The organism is Vibrio cortegadensis (assembly GCF_024347395.1).
Lineage (GTDB): Bacteria > Pseudomonadota > Gammaproteobacteria > Enterobacterales > Vibrionaceae > Vibrio > Vibrio cortegadensis.
Map to the genome: position 1 here is coordinate 498844 of NZ_AP025472.1, position 21146 is coordinate 519989.

General features: G+C 42.4%; 21 protein-coding genes. 11 read left to right on the plus strand and 10 right to left on the minus strand.

The annotated features are described in order from the left end of the window. Nucleotides 1-70 precede the first annotated feature (70 nt). The 4 genes from OCV39_RS02450 (at nucleotide 71) to luxS (ending at nucleotide 5795) form a co-directional block, all read left to right on the plus strand. A complete protein-coding gene (locus OCV39_RS02450) occupies nucleotides 71-2929 on the plus strand; it encodes a M16 family metallopeptidase (RefSeq protein ID WP_261888857.1) in 2859 nt (952 codons plus the stop codon). A gap of 111 nt (nucleotides 2930-3040) precedes the next feature. Continuing rightward, nucleotides 3041-4618, plus strand: a complete 1578-nt coding sequence (gshA, locus tag OCV39_RS02455; RefSeq protein ID WP_113799278.1) for a glutamate--cysteine ligase — start codon at nucleotides 3041-3043, stop codon at nucleotides 4616-4618. Between the two features lie 23 nt (nucleotides 4619-4641). Next, complete coding sequence (locus tag OCV39_RS02460; RefSeq protein WP_017054182.1) at nucleotides 4642-5241, plus strand: transglycosylase SLT domain-containing protein; 600 nt, start codon at nucleotides 4642-4644, stop codon at nucleotides 5239-5241. A gap of 35 nt (nucleotides 5242-5276) precedes the next feature. Further along, complete coding sequence (gene luxS, locus OCV39_RS02465; protein WP_261888858.1) at nucleotides 5277-5795, plus strand: S-ribosylhomocysteine lyase; 519 nt, start codon at nucleotides 5277-5279, stop codon at nucleotides 5793-5795. A gap of 87 nt (nucleotides 5796-5882) precedes the next feature. Here the strand turns inward: luxS and OCV39_RS02470 are convergent, their stop codons facing one another. Beyond that, nucleotides 5883-7157, minus strand: a complete 1275-nt coding sequence (locus tag OCV39_RS02470) for an HlyC/CorC family transporter (RefSeq protein WP_017054180.1) — start codon at nucleotides 7155-7157, stop codon at nucleotides 5883-5885. 144 nt (nucleotides 7158-7301) lie between these two features. After that, on the minus strand, nucleotides 7302-8096 hold the full coding sequence (locus tag OCV39_RS02475) for a cytochrome C assembly family protein (protein ID WP_113799273.1): 795 nt from the start codon (nucleotides 8094-8096) through the stop codon (nucleotides 7302-7304). Nucleotides 8097-8302: 206 nt separating this feature from the next. Here OCV39_RS02475 and ffh point away from each other — a divergent pair, with 206 nt between their 5' ends. The 5 genes from ffh to rplS all read left to right on the plus strand — a co-directional run bounded on the left by ffh (nucleotide 8303) and on the right by rplS (nucleotide 11904). After that, on the plus strand, nucleotides 8303-9685 hold the full coding sequence (gene ffh, locus OCV39_RS02480) for a signal recognition particle protein (RefSeq protein ID WP_029203537.1): 1383 nt from the start codon (nucleotides 8303-8305) through the stop codon (nucleotides 9683-9685). A 206-nt stretch (nucleotides 9686-9891) separates the two neighbouring features. Continuing rightward, nucleotides 9892-10140, plus strand: coding sequence for a 30S ribosomal protein S16 (rpsP, locus tag OCV39_RS02485; protein WP_261888859.1), 249 nt, complete (start codon nucleotides 9892-9894; stop codon nucleotides 10138-10140). A gap of 25 nt (nucleotides 10141-10165) precedes the next feature. Continuing rightward, complete coding sequence (rimM, locus tag OCV39_RS02490; protein WP_113799269.1) at nucleotides 10166-10720, plus strand: ribosome maturation factor RimM; 555 nt, start codon at nucleotides 10166-10168, stop codon at nucleotides 10718-10720. 30 nt (nucleotides 10721-10750) lie between these two features. Then, on the plus strand, nucleotides 10751-11509 hold the full coding sequence (trmD, locus tag OCV39_RS02495) for a tRNA (guanosine(37)-N1)-methyltransferase TrmD (protein ID WP_113799267.1): 759 nt from the start codon (nucleotides 10751-10753) through the stop codon (nucleotides 11507-11509). Nucleotides 11510-11550: 41 nt separating this feature from the next. Continuing rightward, nucleotides 11551-11904 carry a 50S ribosomal protein L19 gene (gene rplS, locus OCV39_RS02500; protein ID WP_113799265.1) on the plus strand — a complete coding sequence of 118 codons (354 nt, stop codon included), beginning with the start codon at nucleotides 11551-11553 and terminating at the stop codon, nucleotides 11902-11904. A 114-nt stretch (nucleotides 11905-12018) separates the two neighbouring features. Here rplS and yacG read toward each other — a convergent pair whose 3' ends face one another. The 8 genes from yacG to nadC form a co-directional block, all read right to left on the minus strand. Next, the gene (yacG, locus tag OCV39_RS02505; protein ID WP_017054173.1) at nucleotides 12019-12216 is read right to left on the minus strand and encodes a DNA gyrase inhibitor YacG; all 198 of its coding nucleotides are present in this window, start codon (nucleotides 12214-12216) and stop codon (nucleotides 12019-12021) included. A gap of 34 nt (nucleotides 12217-12250) precedes the next feature. Further along, entirely contained in the window at nucleotides 12251-12991 is a 741-nt protein-coding gene (gene zapD / locus OCV39_RS02510; protein ID WP_017054172.1) for a cell division protein ZapD, read from the minus strand. Nucleotides 12992-13018: 27 nt separating this feature from the next. Beyond that, a complete protein-coding gene (coaE, locus tag OCV39_RS02515) occupies nucleotides 13019-13633 on the minus strand; it encodes a dephospho-CoA kinase (RefSeq protein WP_261888860.1) in 615 nt (204 codons plus the stop codon). A 1-nt stretch (nucleotide 13634) separates the two neighbouring features. Beyond that, nucleotides 13635-14504: a prepilin peptidase gene (locus tag OCV39_RS02520; RefSeq protein WP_261888861.1), complete on the minus strand. Its 870-nt coding sequence runs from the start codon at nucleotides 14502-14504 to the stop codon at nucleotides 13635-13637. Nucleotides 14505-14599: 95 nt separating this feature from the next. Then, on the minus strand, nucleotides 14600-15826 hold the full coding sequence (locus OCV39_RS02525; protein ID WP_261888862.1) for a type II secretion system F family protein: 1227 nt from the start codon (nucleotides 15824-15826) through the stop codon (nucleotides 14600-14602). A gap of 136 nt (nucleotides 15827-15962) precedes the next feature. Next, nucleotides 15963-17642 (minus strand): type IV-A pilus assembly ATPase PilB, encoded by a 1680-nt coding sequence (gene pilB / locus OCV39_RS02530; RefSeq protein WP_261888863.1) that lies wholly within the window; start codon nucleotides 17640-17642, stop codon nucleotides 15963-15965. Continuing rightward, nucleotides 17643-18053 carry a pilin gene (locus OCV39_RS02535; RefSeq protein WP_261888864.1) on the minus strand — a complete coding sequence of 137 codons (411 nt, stop codon included), beginning with the start codon at nucleotides 18051-18053 and terminating at the stop codon, nucleotides 17643-17645. A 257-nt stretch (nucleotides 18054-18310) separates the two neighbouring features. Then, a complete protein-coding gene (gene nadC / locus OCV39_RS02540; RefSeq protein WP_261888865.1) occupies nucleotides 18311-19201 on the minus strand; it encodes a carboxylating nicotinate-nucleotide diphosphorylase in 891 nt (296 codons plus the stop codon). A 139-nt stretch (nucleotides 19202-19340) separates the two neighbouring features. Between nadC and ampD the strand changes: the two genes are divergently transcribed. Continuing rightward, entirely contained in the window at nucleotides 19341-19889 is a 549-nt protein-coding gene (gene ampD, locus OCV39_RS02545) for a 1,6-anhydro-N-acetylmuramyl-L-alanine amidase AmpD (protein WP_261889459.1), read from the plus strand. Nucleotides 19890-20356: 467 nt separating this feature from the next. Next, entirely contained in the window at nucleotides 20357-21124 is a 768-nt protein-coding gene (pdhR, locus tag OCV39_RS02550) for a pyruvate dehydrogenase complex transcriptional repressor PdhR (protein WP_017054164.1), read from the plus strand. Nucleotides 21125-21146: the final 22 nt, after the last annotated feature.

Genomic DNA, 21146 nt, shown 5'->3' on the forward strand with positions numbered 1-21146 from the left:
TATAGATTTTTTCTGTTGCTCTCAGTATTTCACCGATGATATTTTTGCTATCAATTTTTAAGGAGAACCAATGAAAAAAGTTTGTCTTGGTGCTTTATCCCTCATCGCCCTCTATGGCTGCTCATCTCAAGTACCAGTATCGGTTCCTTTCTTCTCATCATTGCCTAAAGGCGTCACTCTTGTTGAAGAGGTCGACTCTAGCGCTGATAAGGTCATGATCCCATATTCAAAATATCGATTAGATAATGGGTTAACCGTTATCTTATCGCCTGATGATTCTGATCCTCTTGTTCATGTCGATGTGACTTATCATGTTGGTTCCGCTCGTGAAGAGATTGGTAAATCTGGCTTTGCGCATTTTTTTGAGCATATGATGTTTCAAGGATCTGAGCATGTGGGTGATCAGCAACACTTTAAGATCATTACTGAAGCCGGTGGAACACTTAATGGCACCACCAATCGTGATCGAACAAACTACTTCGAAACCGTGCCTTCGAACCAGCTAGAAAAAATGTTGTGGCTTGAATCGGATCGGATGGGTTTTCTATTAAATGCGGTTTCTCAGAAGAAGTTTGAGATACAAAGAGATACCGTAAAAAATGAACGTGCGCAGAGTTACGATAACCGTCCATATGGTTTGATGTGGGAGAAAATGGGAGAAGCGCTTTATCCCGAAGGCCACCCATATTCCTGGCAGACTATCGGCTATATTGAAGACTTAGATCGAGTTGATGTGAATGATCTTAAAGCATTCTTCTTGCGTTGGTATGGCCCCAATAATGCGGTAATTACCATTGGTGGTGATATCGATGTTGATCAAACGTTAGAGTGGGTGAATCAATATTTTGGGTCGATTCCATCAGGACCTGATGTTGAAAACGCACCGAAAGCGCCCGCAGTATTGAACGCAGATCGATACATCACATTAGAAGACCGAATTCGTCAGCCGATGGTTCTTATCGGTTGGCCTACCACTTATCGCGGAGACTCCAGCGAATCTTCAGTGAATGCACTGGCAAACGTGTTAGGCAGCGGCACCAATAGCTACTTATATCAAAACCTAATAAAGACGCAAAAAGCGGTAGATGCAGGTGCATTTCAAGATTGTGCAGAATTAGCCTGTACCCTTTACGTCTATGCCATGGGTGACTCTGGAGATAAAGGCGATCTTACCCATTTATATTCAGAAGTAATGGCTACACTTGAGCAGTTTGAAGCGCAAGGTGTTGAGCAAGAAAGACTTGATCAAATAACAGGTAGTGCAGAAGCGAATGCCGTTTTTGCATTGCAGAGTGTACGTGGGAAAGTGTCACAATTAGCGTCAAACCAAACATTTTATGGTCAGCCAGATCGATTAGAGTCTAAACTAAATCAGATTCGATCTGTCTCTCCTGAGTCGGTAGAAAAAGCCTACGATGATTTCATCAAAGGTAAAGCGAAAGTAACGTTAAGCGTTATTCCTAAGGGAGAACAAAAGCTAGCTGTCAGAAAAGCAACCTTTACCACTCCTGATCGAACACTTCCTGAATATAAGAAAGTGACCGATGATCAACTTGTTTACCGTCGTGCAGTCGATGAGTTTGATCGCTCACAAATCCCCGAAGTTGCTCAAGCGGTAAAAGCTGAAATGCCGAGCCTATATAAGCTCCATTACACCAATGGTACTGAGTTACTTGGAACCGTGAGCAATGAAACGCCAACCGTACAATTGCAAATCCAACTTCCAGCAGGAGAGCGATATGTTCCACGAGGAAAAGAGGGGTTAGCAAATTTCACTGCCGCTATGATGGAAGAGGGGACTCAAGCTCACTCCATTGAAGCCCTTCAAGCACAATTGGATAGATTAGGTAGTACGATTAATATTAGTGCTGGCGCTTATACAACCAAGATCACCGTTTCATCTCTGAAGCAAAATTTATCGGAAACATTAGCGATTGTGGAAGAGCAACTCTTTACGCCTGCCTTTGAGCTAGACGATTTTGAGCGACTAAAAATGCAGATGTTAGAAGGTGTGGTTTATCAACACCAACAACCGAGCTGGATGGCTTCACAAGCGACGAGACAAGTGCTCTTCGGTGACTCTATCTTTGCACGCTCAAGTGATGGTACTGAGCAATCGATCAAATCAATCACGCTACAAGATATTAAAAACTTCTACCGAGATAACTACACGCCACAAGGTGCTCATATTATTGTTGTGGGAGATGTATCCAAACGTGAGATCAAAAAAGAGCTCTCTTTTATCGAAAGTTGGGAAGCTGAGGCAGCTCCGTTGCTGAGGCCACAAATTGTCAAGCCACTAACAGAGCAGAAACTTTATCTTGTTGATAAGCCGGGCGCTCCTCAAAGCATCGTTCGTATGGTGAGAAAAGGGCTGCCATTTGATGCCACTGGTGAGTTGTACTTAAGTCAATTGGCAAATTTTAACTTAGGCGGTAATTTCAATAGTCGCATAAATCAAAATTTACGTGAAGATAAAGGTTATACCTATGGTGCTGGTAGCTACTTTGCAAGTAATAGGGAGACCGGGGCCATCGTCTTTAATGCTCAAGTTCGTGCGGATGTGACGGTAGCATCTATTATTGAACTGCAAAATGAGTTACAAGAAATCAGTATTAGTGGACTGACCCAAGATGAAGTTGATTTTATGCGCTTGGCGGTAGGACAGCAGGACGCTTTGAAGTACGAAACGCCAGCTCAAAAAGCAATGTTGTTGAGTAACATCTTAGCATTTAGCTTAGACGAAGATTACTTACAGCAGCGCAACGACATTGTAGAAATGGTGGATAAAGAGACGTTGAACAATTTAGCCCGCAAATGGTTTGATCCAAACGACTACCAATTTATAGTGGTAGGAGATGCCAAAACCCTCAAACCTGAGCTAGAAAAATTGGATATTCCTGTCGTAGAGCTTGAAATTATCCATTAGAGCACACATTAAATAGGGAGAGGCCATATGTCTCTCTCGAAGCCTCTTTTACATGGGCCAACGAATTATAATGGTTCGAATAAGAACGATATAAGATAAGTGAACTGAATTTTGACTGATTTTGCTGCGCGACTTAAAAAAGTTGCAGATAATCCCGTTGTGTTTTCACAATTTGGCCGTGGTGTAGAGCGTGAAACATTACGTTATGGAAAAGATGGTCGTTTAGCATTAACGCCTCATCCGAAAAGCTTAGGTTCAGCGTTAACAAACGAATGGATCACCACTGACTTTTCTGAATCTTTACTGGAATTTATAACGCCAGTATCGAATGACGTGAACACACTATTGGCACAGCTTAAAGATGTGCATCACTTTACCCAAACCAAATTAGATAATGAGAAGTTGTGGCCTCTTTCCATGCCTTGCTATGTAGGCGACGAAGAGGATATTCAATTAGCTCAATATGGCTCATCAAATACAGGCAAAATGAAAACCTTATATCGTGAAGGTTTGAAACGCCGTTATGGCAGCCTGATGCAAATCATATCTGGTGTGCATTTTAACTTCTCATTCCCTGAATCATTTTGGGATGCATTATATGGTGAGCAGGTACAAAGCGATCGCGAAGCATCGAAGTCAGACGCTTACTTTGGATTAATTCGTAATTATTACCGCTTTGGTTGGTTGATCCCTTACTTCTTTGGCGCTTCACCTGCTTTGTGCTCTTCGTTTATTCAAGGGCGAGAAAGTAACTTGCCGTTTGAAAACATAGGCAAAACACTTTACTTACCGCAAGCAACATCATTGCGTTTAAGTGATTTGGGCTACACCAATAATGCACAAAGCTCATTGAAAATTGGCTTTAATGGTTTAGACCAATACTTGGAAGGGTTGAATCAAGCGATTCATACTCCTTCTGATGAATTTGCAGAAATCGGCATCAAAGTCGAAGGCGAACATCGCCAGTTGAACAGTAATGTTCTGCAAATTGAGAATGAATTGTATGCACCTATTCGTCCTAAGCGTGTTGCTAAGAGCGGTGAAAAACCGTCAGAAGCACTAGCCAGAGCTGGCGTTGAATACATTGAGGTTCGGTCTTTAGATGTGAACCCATTTAGCTCCATCGGCATCACAGACGATCAAGTGAGGTTTTTGGACCTGTTTTTAACTTGGAGCGTACTGTCAGACTCCGAAGAGATGAACAACTGCGAGTTAGAGTGCTGGCGTGACAATTGGAATAAAGTCATTTTAGAAGGTCGTAAGCCTGGTTTAGAGCTTCAAATTGGCTGTCATGGCGAAAAACTCACGCTACAGCAGTGGGCTAAGCGCGTGTTTGTTGATTTAATGGATATCGCAAAGCTGATGGATTCTGAGTTAGGTGGAACAGATTATCAAGATGTTTGCCATAAGCTATCAGGCTGGATTGATGAACCAGAACTTACCATTTCAGGTCAACTTTTAGAGAAGACGAAAGAGATGGGGGGGCTAGGTAATCTTGGTTGCGAACTAGGAAAAGCGTTCCGTGACGAGCACCTTCAGCATCAGTTTAAACATTATTCTGCGGAGTTAATGGAGCAAGAAGTGCAGCGTTCTATTGTTGCTCAAAAAGAGATTGAACAGTCGGATACCGCGAGTTTTGATGCATTTTTAAGTGATTATTTCTCATACCTGAATAGTGATGACAAATAATCGATAATAGCCAAGGATGTCATGTGTTTCGTTCAATTTTGATCGCAGTATTTGTTTTTACATTAGCGGGTTGTGCAACACCACCACCGAAAAAACAAAGTAACCTTTGTGAAATTTTTCGTGAAAACCCAAGCTGGTATGATGATGCTTTAGAGATGGAAGATGAGTGGGGTACTCCGATTAACGTCGCCATGGCATTCGTTAAACAAGAGAGTAGTTTTCGCCATGATGCGAGGCCTCCGAAAGACTATATTTTAGGTTTCATCCCGTGGGGTCGAGTGAGCAGTGCTTATGGCTATGCGCAAGCTCAGGACCCGGCGTGGGAAGACTTTCAGAAGGCAACGAATCATGGTGGTTCGAGAACGAATTTTGATGACTCATTAATGTTTGTTGGTTGGTATACAAGCGAGACTCAGCGTCAGCTAGGGATATCAAAGTGGGACCCTTATAATCAATATTTGGCTTACCATGAAGGCCGTGGTGGCTTCAAACGTAAAAGTTATCAAGGTAAACCTACACTGAAAAAAATCGCTCGAAAAGTTGAGCAGCAAGCAAAGAATTATGGTGGGCAGCTAAAACAGTGCCGACAAGAGCTAGAAGACAATCGCAGCTGGTTTTTTTAACTGGCTTGTTAGAGTAAATTGCAAGGAGATGAGCAATGCCGTTACTGGATAGTTTTACTGTCGATCATACCCGTATGAATGCGCCAGCGGTACGAGTAGCCAAGAAGATGCAAACCCCAAAAGGCGATACTATTACGGTGTTTGATTTGCGTTTTACGGCTCCAAATAAGGATATTTTGTCTGAACGAGGTATTCATACCTTAGAGCATTTATATGCTGGGTTCATGCGTGCACATTTAAACGATGAGTCGATCGAGATTATTGATATTTCACCGATGGGCTGTCGTACCGGTTTTTACATGTGCTTAATTGGTACACCTTCTGAAGAGCAAGTCGCAACTGCTTGGCTTGCCGCAATGAAAGATGTACTCAAAGTCGAGAGCCAAAATAAAATCCCAGAGCTAAATGAGTACCAGTGTGGAACGGCAAGCATGCACTCGCTGGAACAGGCTCAAGATATCGCTCAAGCCATCATTGATGCTGGAATTGAGGTGAATAAAAATGATGAATTGGCTCTACCTGAGTCTATGTTACAAGAGCTTAAAATAGATTAATTTTTTATCTCGAATAGACAGAGCATTAAAAAAGGGGTGATACATTCGTATCACCCCTTTTTGTGGACTCATATAAATATGGCTCTGCTAAGCAGATTCTTCAAGTGAAGGAAAAACACGGACCAATTTAATGCGATTCTCTTCGAGTTCAACGATTTCCATTGGGTGGTTAGAGACCTGCACACTTAAGTGGCTTTCAGGAATATCTTCTAAATGTTCCAATATCAACCCGTTTAATGTTCTTGGTCCATCGGTAGGTAATGTCCATTTTAGCCCTTTGTTGATATCTCGAATATTGGCACTACCTTCAATTAAGAAACTGCCATCATTCTGTGGCGTGATCTCTTCCGATAAACTAGGCGCAATGGATGTTGTAAACTCACCGACAATCTCTTCTAAAATATCTTCTAAAGTGATTAAGCCATTAATGTCACCATACTCGTCGACAATCAGACCAATTCGCTCTTTATTGCGTTGGAATTTTAGAATTTGGACATTCAGTGGTGTCGCTTCCGGAATGTAATACACCTCATCGGCTGCTCGTAATAACGTTTCTTTGTTGAATTCATTTTTTTCAAGCATCAGACGGTACGCTTCACGTAGGCGAAGCATACCCACCACTTCATCTATTTGGTCTCGGTATAGCACTATGCGACCATGAGGTGAGTGAGTGAGTTGCCTAACGATCGATTTCCAGTCATCGTTAATATCGATACCAGTAATCTCATTACGCGGCACCATAATGTCATTCACCGTGACATGCTCTAAATCTAAGATAGACACCAACATATCTTGGTGACGGCGTGGAATAAGATTCCCCGCTTCATTCACGACGGTTCTTAATTCTTCAGAGCTTAGGTGATCTTTCGCGCCATGTTTAACTTTTATCCCAAGCACTCGGATAAAGCCGTTAGTAATAAAGTTGACTAAAATGACGAGGGGCGACAGAAGTTTCATTAAGATGCCAAGCAGGATACTACTCGCATATGACACTTTTTCTGGATAAAGTGCTGCTAACGTTTTTGGTGTCACCTCAGCAAAAACGAGTACGACCATAGTCAACGCACCAGTCGCAATGGCAACCCCAAGATCCCCATACAGCCTCATGCCAATGATCGTGGCAATCGCTGAGGCTAAAATATTGACAAGGTTGTTACCGATTAAGATTAGGCCAATAAGACGATCAGGTCGGCTCAATAGCTTTTCTACACGTTTCGCCCCTTTATGACCAGTACTGGCTAAATGCTTTAGGCGGTAACGATTCAGAGACATCATCCCAGTTTCTGAACCTGAAAAATAACCTGAAATAACAATGAGACACGCGAGTAGCGCAAATAAGATACCCGTAGATATGTCGTCCAAAACTATTTTATTCCTTTTTATATAGCTGCTTAATTAATGACCGAAGATGGTCGTGATGTCAATTTTTTATGAATGTCGATTTTTTGATAAAACAAAGGTGCAATCAATGCACCTTCATTCAATGATATTAGGCACCGTAATGCACTAGTTTAAAATGATTTCTCGCACGAATCGGCTACCAAAATAGGCAAGAGTTAGCAAAGTGGCACCAGCAACGGCAAACCAAGTGACTTTCCTTCCGCGCCATCCTTTATGGTAGTGACCCCATAAAAGTACAGAGTAAATAATCCAAGCAATAAAAGAGAGAATACCTTTATGCGCTTTCCCTTGAGCAAACATATCTTGTACGAACACAAAACCAGTGATTAAGGTTCCGGTTAATAATGCTGTTCCAATTAAAATGATCTTGAAAAGTTGCCTTTCAACCATCATTAAAGGGGGAAGGTTTGGATTAATAGACAGTGCTTTCTTATTTTTCAGTTTGTAATCTAACCAGGCTAATTGAAGTGCATATAAAGCACCAATGGTTAGAGTTGAATAAGAAAATAGAGCAAAAGAGATATGAATCAGTAGTTTTGGATCATTTTCAAGGTGGGTAACAAAGGTGCTTGGTAAAAATGTGGCGGCACTTAAATTGATAGCAGCAAAACTATAAACCACAGGTAATAAGAACCACAGGCGGGTTTTTAGCATGGCAGCACTCATGACCACTGAGATAATAAAGCTTATCAAAGAGGCAACGTTGAGAATACTTAAGTTCTGTCCTGAGCCATTCAGAATCAGATCGCCGAGTAACCAAGCATGAAAAAGCAACGCCAAAGAAGCGCTAACTAATACCGTTTTTGCTCGGATCCCGGTTTGATGTGCAAGGCCCGGTACGATCATCGCGATTGCCATCACGTAGAGAATCGCTGCAACTATAGCAATTAAGCTGTCCATGTTTCCTACAAAAATGATTGTCTAATGAAGGAATTATACCCTGCATCCGTCTATGGGGCTATGGGCTAAACCAATAGAATTGATTCTGAGCAAGTTCTCAGTTCCTAACACTACTTAAAAAGAAGCCTTCAGCAACGGGTATGACTCTTTTCATGGCTAAGGTATACTAAACGTAATACATCGCATTAATGAGCGAAGAGATAGATATGTTTGAGAATTTAACTGATCGATTATCGAAGACGCTGAAGAACATCAGCGGTAAAGGTCGACTGACCGAAGATAATATTAAAGAAACACTACGTGAAGTCCGCATGGCGCTTCTTGAGGCAGACGTTGCCCTTCCTGTTATTCGTGATTTCGTAAAGCGCGTAAAAGAGGGCGCGGTTGGAGTAGAGGTTTCTAAATCGCTCACTCCGGGTCAAGAGTTCATAAAAATAGTTCAGTCAGAGCTTGAAGCTGTGATGGGCGAATCTAATGAAGCGTTAGATTTAGCCGCTCAGCCACCAGCCGTCATTTTAATGGCAGGCTTACAAGGTGCAGGTAAAACCACCAGTGTGGCTAAGCTGTCGAAGTTACTGACAGAAAGAGATAAGAAGAAAGTGCTTGTGGTTTCTGCCGATGTATATCGTCCGGCAGCGATCAAACAACTTGAAACACTTGCGGGTGAAGTGGGTGTTGATTTCTTCCCATCATCGGCAGATCAAAAACCATTGGTTATTGCTAATGCTGCTATTGATCATGCGAAGAAGAAATTCTATGACGTACTAATTGTCGATACCGCAGGTCGCCTTGCTATCGATGAAGATATGATGTCAGAGATTCAAGATCTGCATACAGCCATCACTCCGGTAGAAACTCTATTTGTTGTTGATGCAATGACCGGTCAAGATGCGGCAAACACCGCGAAAGCCTTTGGTGATGCTCTTCCTCTTACTGGTGTGATTCTGACTAAAGTCGATGGTGATGCGCGTGGTGGTGCTGCTTTATCGGTGCGTCATATCACAGGTAAACCGATTAAATTCTTAGGTGTCGGTGAAAAAACTGATGCTTTAGAACCATTCCACCCTGAGCGTGTTGCATCACGTATTCTTGGAATGGGTGACGTATTATCACTGATCGAAGACTTACAGCGTAATGTCGATACAGAAAAAGCTGAAAAGTTAGCGAAGAAGTTTAAAGAAAAGAAAGGCTTTGATTTAGAAGATTTCCGTGAACAGCTTGGTCAGATGCAAAATATGGGCGGCATGATGGGGATGATGGATAAGCTCCCTGGAATGAGTAACCTGCCAGATAACATCAAAGATAAAGTTGATGACAAAATGTTTAAGCAGATGGAAGCGATCATTAGCTCTATGACAATGAAAGAGCGCCTGCACCCTGAATTGATCAAAGGATCGCGTAAAAAACGTATTGCGGCAGGTTCTGGTACTCAAGTGCAAGATGTTAACCGTCTACTTAAACAGTTCACTCAAATGCAGAAAATGATGAAAAAAATGCAGAAGGGTGGAATGAAAGGAATGATGCGCAACATGCAAGGCATGATGGGCGGCATGGGAGGAATGGGTGGTATGGGCGGCTTCGGAAGATAATTCTGTCGCCTAATTTATCAATCTGTTAGCTCTGTCACAGAAAGTTTACGAACTCGATAGTGGCGAAAAAATAACTAAAGCCCTTGCATTGACTCTGAATAAGAGTAAAATTCCGGGGCTTTAATTTGGCACGAGACCCCAAGCTATTTCGTTAAGAAAATGGTTATTGGGGTTAATTTTATTTTTAAGAAAGCAAAGAGGACGATATGGTTACCATTCGTTTGGCACGTCACGGCGCGAAGAAGCGTCCATTTTATCAAATCGTAGTAGCGGACAGCCGTAATTCTGTAACTGGCCGTTTCATCGAGAAAGTAGGTTTCTTTAACCCTACTGCAACTGGCCAAGAAGAAGGCCTACGTTTAGATCTAGATCGCGTTAACCACTGGGTTGGTCAAGGTGCATCTCTATCTGACCGTGTTGCTAAGCTAGTTAAAGACGCTAAAAAAGCGGCTTAATTCTTTATTTATAGAGAAATAGCTTATGTCGATGAAGGATAAAGAATCAATGAGTGAGCAAAACGAAAGAATTGTGGTGGGTAAACTTGGGTCTACTTACGGCATTCGTGGCTGGCTTAAAGTATTCTCCTACACAGACAATGCTGAAAGTATTTTTGATTATGCTCCTTGGTATTTAAACCAAAAGGGCAAATGGGTTGAGTACAAAGTAGAAAGCTGGAAACGTCATGGTCAAGGCTATGTATGTAAACTAGCAGGGTTAGAAGTTCGTGAAGAAGCGCAACTGATGACTAATTTCGAAATTGCTATTGACCCAGCCTCATTACCAGAGTTGTCAGAAGAAGAATTCTACTGGCGTGAATTGTTTGGTATGCAAGTCGTAACCACTAAGGGATATTCTCTTGGTGAGGTCACTGACCTATTAGAGACGGGCTCCAACGATGTTCTTGTAGTGAAAGCTAATCTTAAAGATGCTTTTGGCCAAAAGGAACGGTTAATCCCGTACCTTGAAGAGCAAGTGATCAAAAATGTTGATCGCGAAGCTCGCCGGATCGAAGTTGACTGGGATCCTGGTTTCTAACTCCTTATAACGTATAGAGCGAGAGAACACATGTGGGTTGGCATTATTAGCCTATTTCCTGAAATGTTCCGTTCAGTTACCGACTTCGGAGTAACAGGTCAAGCGGTAAAAAAAGGTCTTTTGTCTATTGAGACTTGGAATCCTCGTGATTTCACTCATGACAAACATCGCACTGTTGATGACAGACCTTACGGTGGTGGTCCTGGCATGTTAATGATGGTTCAGCCTTTGCGCGATGCTATCCAAACAGCTAAGAAATCATCTCCGGGAAAGACGAAAGTGATTTACCTTTCTCCTCAAGGTCGAAAACTCGACCAACAGGGAGTTGAAGAATTGGCAACAAGTGAGAACTTGCTTCTTATTTGTGGTCGATACGAAGGGGTAGATGAGCGCATTATTCAATCCGAAGTTGACGAAGAATGGTCAATTGGTGATTTTGTAATGACAGGGGGCGAACTGCCTGCCATGACGTTAATTGACTCTGTATCTCGGTTTATTCCAGGGGTATTAGGGGATTTTGCTTCAGCAGAAGAGGATTCTTTTGCAAATGGTTTGTTAGATTGTCCACATTACACGCGTCCTGAAGTGTTGGATGGAGCAGAAGTACCAGTGGTACTGAAATCCGGAAATCACCAAGACATTCGTCGCTGGCGATTGAAACAATCGTTAGGCCGTACTTGGCTTAGAAGACCAGAGCTTCTGGAAAACCTAGCTCTGACTGACGAACAGGAACAATTACTGGCTGAATTCGTAAAAGAGCAACGTCTCTCAACGAAAAGCAAGCAGTAACCTATTAAATTTAGTATCAGTTTATTCTAGGGTATTTACAAATGAGTAATATCATCAACGCTCTTGAGCAAGAGCAAATGAAATCAGACCTTCCTAAATTCGCACCAGGTGATACTGTTGTAGTTAAGGTTAAGGTAAAAGAAGGTGACCGTGAGCGTCTACAAGCGTTCGAAGGTGTTGTGATCGCTATTCGTAACCGTGGTCTACACTCTGCATTTACAGTTCGTAAAATCTCGAACGGTGAAGGCGTAGAGCGTACATTCCAAACTCACTCACCAATTGTTGACGGCATCGAAGTTAAACGCCGTGGTGCAGTACGTCGTGCCAAGTTGTACTACCTACGTGAGCGTTCTGGTAAGTCTGCTCGTATTAGAGAGAAACTTGCTAAGAAGTAATTCTTTTTGCATTCTCATAATAAAAGCGGAGCCTCATGGCTCCGCTTTTTTGTTTCTGAATCATGGCATTTATTGGGTGATGCTAGCTAAATCGATAAGTTGCCATCCAGTGGATTAATAAGGATCTTCAGACCAGCCATCAGAATCGGACATATCTGGTGCGCCTGGAATTGAATTTTCTTCGTCCGCCCACTCTCCAAAATCAATCATTTGACACTGTTTGCTACAGAAAGGACGATGAGGACTTTGCTCTCCCCATTCTACGTCAGCTTCACATTGGGGGCATTTTACGATGGTTGGTTTGTTCGACATCTTTCTTCCTGATCTGAGAGTTTAGTATTTAACTCTAACTACAAATTGCTAACTCAAATTCTACGTCTTGAGTGCCTGCTTGACCAGTTTCAAATGACATAAACTTAATCGCGAAACGGTTCTTGTGGCCAGAAATCATTGGATAGACACCATAATCGAGCGGAATAGACAGGCGCAGGATATTGGCTTCTTCAGCATCACTTTGGAAAAAACCACTACGAGCAATTTGCGGTTTAAAATGACCAGTCTCACGGGTTAGCTTTAACCACAAGCTGAGCGCGTCGGAAAGAGGTCGCAATGTACTCGTCCAAAGCTTTGCGTCTCTGGTTTTTTTATCTAAAGGAAGGTGAAGCCAGTAATGCAGTGCCGGAAGATCAAAACAGCACGAACCACCCGGAAGGTTAAAGCGTTGGCGAATTGCACTGAGGAAGCGTTCTTCTTTTAGAGATTGCCCAAAGCGTTCAGCTGCCATCAAGTTGCGATGGATACTATCCACCTCTTTTAAAACGCTGAGTAACATTTCTTGATCAACACCATCGACGTTTAACCAGCTTTTGTAAGTTTGACGCTGCTTCTCAATATCTTTTGCAAGCTCACTTTTCAGTTGGATTTGCTCAAATATTTCAAGCAGATCGAAAAGAGAACGGAAAAACAATTGGTACTGTTGACCATCCTCAAATGTAGAAGACAGGTGCAGTTGCCTGAGGAGAGATTCTACTCTCAGGTAAATACGAGTCTTTTCATTTAATGGGTGTTCAAATCTGTGGGTGGTCATCTAACTAAGCCTTAGGTCTGTTCCGTTCTATTTTGACTGATTTTCTCTACAAATAGCCAGATACTTTTGGTGTAATTCTGTGACTTGAGACAAAATTCCCCCGTTTTTCGTATCATTTTTAACCACGTCATCAGCGAATTGCAATCGTTGCTGCCTGGTCGCTTGTGATTTCAAGATAGATTCAGCTTGCTGGAGTGACACATTGTCTCTTGAAATGGTTCGCTCTAGCTGGGTCTGTTCACTTACATCGACCACTAGGATACGATCTACCATTGACTGAAGCTTGTTTTCGATGAGCAGTGGAGCAACAAGTAATGCATAAGGGGAGGTGACTTGATTTAAATCCGCTAGCATCTTTTCGCGGATCATGGGATGCAGCAATTCATTCAACCAAGCTTTATCATTGGGATCGGAAAAAATCCGTTCTCTTAATCTCGCTCGGTTTAATTCGCCATTATCGAAGAGAACGTCGTAACCAAAATGTTGAGTGATCTTTTCAATACCAACAGTCCCGGGCTCAACAACTTGACGAGCGACGATATCCGCATCGACAACATCAATATTAAATTGAGAGTGAAAAAGATTGGATACCGTTGTTTTACCGCTGGCGATCCCACCGGTTAAACCAATAATTAGAGCCATATTAACCCCCTAAGATGGATGTGAGATACCAATCCATGATGTTACTGCCCCATAGCAAGCTGATCCAACCTGCGATGGCTAAATAAGGGCCAAACGGAAAAGCTTTGTCGATACCTTGCTTCTGCAGTCGAAGTTGGATTAGACCGAAAAATAGCCCGACTAGGGATGAGAGTAAAATAATGAGAGGAAGGTGCTGCCAGCCTAACCAAGCGCCAAGGGCTGCGAGAAGCTTAAAGTCACCATAACCCATCCCTTCCTTGCCTGTGAGCAGCTTAAACCCCCAGTAAACTGACCATAAGCAGAGGTAACCTGCCATCGCGCCTATGATAGCGTCTTGCAGCGATACAGGGCTGATTTGAAAAACGGATAGAGCGATACCCGCCCACATGAGTGGCAGGGTTAGTTGGTCTGGAAGCAGCATAGTATCAAGGTCAATAAACGTGGCTGCAATTAATACAAAAGTGAAAAACAGTAAAGCGACCGTAAAATAACTGAAACCAAAGTGACTAGCCACAGCAAAACTCATTAACGCAGTAAGAGTTTCAACCGCAGGGTAACGAGCGCTAATTGGATTTTCACAGTGGTGGCATTTCCCTTTTAGGAATAACCAACTTATGACAGGTATGTTGTCGATCAAACGTAATTGAGTTTTGCATTTCGGGCATGTCGAACGTGGAACACTTAAGTTAAATACGCCTTCAGGTTTCGGAAGATTATATTCAGGAAAGGATTCAGCACACTCTTGTTTCCATTCGCGCTCCATCATGAGAGGCAAGCGATGAATGACAACATTTAGAAAGCTACCAATGATTAAGCCAAAAATAGTTGCGAGAATAGGAAAAACCCACGGGTAGTACTCAAAAATTTCCATTTAGGATCTCAAATAGGGTGTTGTATAGGGTAAGCGTGTGGATGGGGCTAACGTATGTTCTTTTGTTCACGATTATTCATCCAAGTTGGTATATCTTATCCTATAACACTCATTAAGTTAAAGATTGGTAGGTACATCGCGACCACGAGACCTCCAATTAATGTCCCTAAGAAAACGATGATCAATGGTTCTAATATTTTTCCGAGATTATCAACCGTATTGTCGACTTCAAATTCATAAATGGTCGCCACTTTGTTCAGCATATCGTCGAGTTTTCCAGATTCCTCTCCAATCATCACCATTTGCAGTACCATTTCAGGAAATGCATTGGTATTACGCATCGCAATGTACATTGGAACCCCTGACGACGTTTCTTGATGGACTTGATGAATAGCGGTTTCAAAATGAACATTACCTGCGGTTTTCGCGGTAGTTTGCAAACTTGATAGGATAGGGATTCCGGCACTGAAACTAGTCGATAGCGTTCGACTGAATTTGGCGAGAGAGGCTTTCATTACCACGCTGCCTATGATCGGAAATTTGAGCCCCCAGCGAGAGGTCATTAAGCGAAACGAAAATAGACGTTTACGCATACTTTTTATGACAATAACAGCGCCGACAGTGAATACTACGATATATAGGCTATAAGCTTGCATCCAATGGGAAAGTCGCATCACTTGTTGGGTAAACCATGGAAGATCGGCCCCAAAACCAGAGAACATGGTTTCAAATTCAGGGATCACCATTGTTAACATCAAATACGATACGCTTAACGCGACGAACATGACCATTGTCGGGTAGATAAGCGCTTTAATAACTTTGGAACGCAGTTGTTCGCTTTTTTCTCTATAAGTGGCTAAACGTTCAAAGACTTCCGCCAAGCTTCCCGCTTGCTCACCCGTTGCAACAAGGTCTGTATAGAGTCTATCGAAGTGGTGACTGCTGGTTCTCATTACTTTTGATATTGGCGTTCCTGCCTCAACGCCCTTACTTATCTGCAGGAGAATCGATTTCATTTCCGCTTTTCGGTGATTGTCTGCCACGAGTTTGAGCGCTTGGACAATCGGCACCCCTGTAGTGAGCATGGTGGCAAGTTGGCGAGTAAGAAGAGTAATATCTCTTGGTTTGACTCGATGAGCTAATCGCGTGAGTAGAGAAACACTGCCGCGCTTTAGCTTTTTTACCTGAATATGTTGCTCTTTGAGTTTATCTCTTACTTCAAGCTCACTGAGGGCTAGCATCTGTCCTGATGTTTTTTTTCCTAAGCTATTGATGCCTTTCCAACGAAAATTTTTGAGTGGTATTGGTTTATTGTGTTTCATGGCTATTCCAATTTTCAGTGGTCTCGTATTTAGCGATTGATGGGGCGTTGGTCTCTATACCATGACCGCTCAATACAGAAGTTATGGTCGTGATAGAAAACCGGCTGAGCCTTCTTTTTCAGTGGTGCTCGTTTAATCAAAAGTAGAGCACTCGTTGTAATTCACGATAGCTAGTGATGCCTTGTTTTAATTTTTCTATCCCTGAGTTGTGTAAATTCTGCATTCCGTTCTTCTGCGCTAATTGCTCAATTTGATTAATGCTGGCTCCTTTAATAAGAGCTTCAGAAAGATCTGAGTTAAACTCCATCACTTCATAAATACCCACTCGACCAGAGTAACCGCCAGTGCATTCGCTACAACCTTTAGGATTTGCTCGATAGATACGATCTTCAGCACTTATTTCAAGGTGTAGAGGTGTATTGGTATCCGGTTGACGGCAATGCTCGCACAGCCTTCGAGCCAGACGCTGAGCAATGATTAAACTTAAAGATGAGGCGAGATTGAATGCTTCAATGCCCATATTAGTAAGCCGTACTACGGTCTCTGCGGCAGAGTTGGTGTGAAGCGTGGAAAGCACCAAGTGGCCAGTTTGCGCTGCTTTCACCGCTATTTCGGCGGTTTCTAAATCACGGATCTCCCCAACCATGACCACATCGGGATCTTGACGGAGAAAAGATCGCAGAGCTTCAGCAAAACCAAAGCCAATTTTCGGTTTGACTTGAACTTGGTTGATCCCCGATAAATTGATCTCTACAGGATCTTCCGCCGTCGAAATGTTCACTTCGCTGGTATTTAGAATTCTGAGTCCAGTATAGAGTGACACCGTTTTTCCACTTCCTGTTGGGCCGGTCATTAAAATCATGCCTTGTGGCTTTTTTAAGGCGTTAAGGTAGAGTTGTTTTTGTTCTGAATTATAGCCAAGCGTGTCGATATCGAGGTTGGCTGCACTGCTATCGAGCAGCCGTAATACGATCTTTTCCCCCCATAATGTTGGCAAGCTAGAGACACGGAGATCGAGGGCGTTATCTTGATTCAACCTGAGCTTGATCCGCCCATCTTGAGGCAAGCGTCGTTCTGAAATATCGAGTTTGGCGAGAATTTTTAATCGTGCTGAAAGCCTCCGGCTTAAATGACTGGCGGGTTGTTGAGTTTCAACCAAAATGCCATCGCAACGCAGACGAATGCGATAGTTGTCTTCGTAAGGTTCAAAGTGAATATCGGAGGCTTTCTTACGGACGGCATCTAATAACACTTGATTGATAAAACGGCTAACAGGGGAGTCATCTTGGCTAAGATCTTCAATATTTTCGATCTCATCTTCACTGACCTCAATTAAGTTAGCTAGCTCTTCTTGGCTGATCTCTTTCTGTGTTTGTTGAGCGCCTTGGATCGAATGTCCATACAAGCGTCGAATCGCCCCTTGCAGTGTTTTAAAGTTCGCGAGTACTAACTCAACTTGGTGACCCGTCGCAAAACGAAAATCATCTTCGATTAATAAATGAGTGGGGTCAGATACGGCAATGGTGAGCACATGGGCATGACTGGAAATAGGCAACGCTTGATGGCGGGTGATCAGTTCACGCAACCCAAGTTTTTGGCACAGGTCATGGTAGTCATAATGGTCAAGGTTGGTTTCAGGTAAATCAAAGATAGCGCTTAGGTGCTCGGTTAGGGTGTTGGCCGAAAAAAGGCCAAGATCAAACAATGCCTCCGGTACCGAAAGGCCAGAAGCATTCATATGTTCAACCAGTGTTTGTTCTTGCGTCAGGCTAAGCAGGTTAGCCTGACGTAGAATAGCGGGGAGGTTGGTGAACAATTATGAGCAACCATCTACAGCTGGAATATTTGCAGATTTAGCACATTCCCAACCAGTTGATTTTCTTTCAAAGATCAATGTTTCGTTATTAATAGAACTATCTGTACCAAATTTGAATTGGATTTTGTTATCGGCTAATACGCTTAGTGTTCCTAAGTTGTTTGCTACATCTTTGGTACCTAGAGTGGCTAAGGTAGTGGCTGCAGCTAGAACCCCATTTTCTTGATAAATCATTTCTGCAGGGGTTACAAGAGCTTTAATTGTTGCAAGACCAGAAGATACCTCTGATTTTTTTACATAATCACTGTAGGCTGGAATTGCTATCGCTGCCAACACCCCAATAATCGCCACTACAATCATCAATTCAATTAGGGTAAAACCTTTCTGTATTTTCTTGTTACTGTGTTTCATCTTGTTCTCCAAATTTCAGTCTATATTGGTGAAAATCACTAATATTTGATGAACCAGAGAATAGGAGCTTGATGGCGAATTGAATATGCGGTGAGAGAGGGGGCGCGAGTGAGATAATGAAATTCACTTAATGATTTCATTAAAGATGCAAAATTGTGAGAGTGAGTTAATAGAAAGGCATATTGTTTACTATGTTATCAATACAAAAAAGGCCGAATTAACGACCTTTTTTGTTTTATATCATCATGTTAAATTATTTATGACTGGAAGCGCATTGAAAGATCCATTGCTTTTAAATGCTTCGTTAATGCCCCTACCGAAATATAATCTACGCCGGTTTCTGCAAACTCACGGATGGTTTCAAGTGTTACATTGCCTGAGTTTTCTAAAGCAGCACGGCCAGCGTTGAGTTTTACGGCTTCACGCATCATATCGGTAGTGAAATTATCCAACATGATAATATCAGCGCCCGCTTCAATGGCGTGTTTCAATTCTTCAAGGCTTTCTGTTTCGATCTCAACAGGTTTGCCAGGGTTTAGTTGTTTCGCTGTCGCTACCGCTTTTTCAATACCACCACAGGCGATAATATGATTCTCTTTGATCAGGTAAGCGTCAAACACTCCAATGCGGTGATTAAAACCGCCACCACAGGCTACGGCATATTTTAGTGCACTGCGAAGGCCGGGAATTGTCTTACGTGTATCGAGTAGTCGGCAACTCGTACCTTCAATCTGTTTCGCATACTCAGCCACTGTTGTTGCACAGCCAGAAAGTGTTTGAATAAAGTTCATCGCATTACGCTCGCCAGTCAATAACGCACGTGACGGGCCTGATAAGGTGCAGAGTGTTTGGTTTGGTTCAACTTTATCGCCATCTTGAACATGCCACTCAATCGTGACTTGACCACCAAGTTGCTTAAACACTTCATCAGCCCAAGCTTTACCACAGAATACACCGTGCTCACGAGTAATAATGGTCGCTACGTTTTGTGCATCTTCAGGGATTAAACTTGCGGTAATATCAGCGGCTGGATCTAAGGTTCCACCAAGGTCCTCTCTGATGGTATCGACGACAGAGCGAGTGATTTCTAGAGGAAGTTGCTGCTTTAAGTAGTCAAGTCGTTCTTGGCTGTTATGTGTGTTTTTCATCGCAAATCTAATATGGGAGTCGAATAGGAATGAGAATGATACTCTTGCTGAGGATGAAATTCAGCCATTAATCTCGCTTTTCATTGTCTGAAATGTAAAATCTAAGCGATCCCAGAAAAGTAGCCAAGGAATAACAGTGATGATTGATGAAAATGGTTGGTATCAATCGGCTCGTCATGTGCCATCTCCTTTTTATAATGAACGCCCTGATCCGTCAGATATTTCTCTGCTGGTGGTTCACAATATCAGTTTACCACCAGGGGAGTTTGGTGGGCCTTATATCGAACAGTTTTTTATGGGTAAACTTGATGCAAACGAACATCCTTTCTTCGCTGTGATTCATAACATGCAGGTGTCTGCTCATTGTCTTATTCGCAGAGACGGTGAAATCGTGCAATTTGTGCCCTTTACTGCTCGAGCATGGCACGCTGGACAATCCAGCTTTTCAGGACGGACAGGATGCAATGATTATTCGATTGGCATTGAGCTTGAAGGTACTGATTACGAGGCTTATACCGATAATCAATATCAAGCGTTGCAACAGTTATCCGAAACTCTGATGATATCTTATCCAAGCATTACTCTTCCCCGAATTACCGGACATCAATACATTGCGCCCTTAAGGAAAACGGATCCCGGTTTATGTTTTGATTGGCGACGGTTTCGAAAAAGCCTACAAGCAGTTTGAAAATATGTAAGATAAATGTTGGAATTTATCTTTTCTCTTTAGATTGTGAACTTGCGCGAATTTCGCTGTTTTTTGAGAAGCCGCGCATTTTTTCTAGATTTTCATTTTATTTAAAACTTTCGAGGTATTTTTACCTCTTTATGAGTATTTGTTAATTGATAAAAAACTCATAATTGTACCAATGAGGAAAATTCCCCCTCCTTTTTATTCATATTTCATCACAAATGAATCTAATAAGACGAATACCACCTAGCACGTTACCTCCCCACTCGTATCTTTTCTGTAAATGGTAAGACCAATTCCTTTATTGTTTTAAAGTTAATTTGTTAAATTGCAGTTAATCTGTGCTGTGTTCTATGATTTAGGTCAATTTTCAACTGGACAGTGTCGTTTTAATTATGTTAATTTCTTGCCCAACTTGAAATTGGTATTACCAATTGACTGCATAGAGTAGAAGAACAATAAATATGGCTTATCAAAGGATTCGTCAGCCTAAACTTTCTGATGTTATTGAGCAGGAACTAGAAAGGCTGATAGTGGAAGGAACACTGGCTCCAGGGCAGCAACTGCCACCAGAGCGCGAGCTGGCTAAACAGTTCGACGTGTCTCGTCCTTCGATCCGTGAAGCGATACAGCGCTTAGAAGCCAAACGACTGTTAACACGCCGTCAAGGTGGTGGAACATTTGTGAGTGAAGGTATCTGGAAAAGCTTTTCTGATCCTTTACTTGATTTATTGTCGAATCATTCTGAAACTCAACTTGATGTGTTGGAATCACGTCATGCGATGGAAGGAATATCCGCTTATTTTGCAGCCTTACGTGGTACTGATGAAGATTTTGCTCGCATTCAAGCGTGCCAGGAACAAATACATGCAGCGCAAGATAAAGCTGATGTAGAACAAGAATCTGCTGCGGTAATGGCATTTTTAGTAGCGCTTACAGAAGCGGCCCATAATGTGGTTTTGCTGCATATTGTTCGAAGCCTTGCACCTTTGCTTGAGCAAAACGTTTTACAAAATTTAAAGCTATTACATCGCCGCAAAGACGTGGTGGATAGAGTGAGTATACACAGGGCTAATATTGTTGATGCGATCGTTTCTGGACAGCCTGAGAAGGCGCGAGAAATGTCACACTCCCATTTAGCTTACATTGAAGAAACATTGTTGGATTTGACAAAAGAGGAGTCGCGACGCGAACGATCTTTACGTCGAATTCAACAGGGTGGTGATTCGTAATTAAGCGAATCACTGCGTGTTT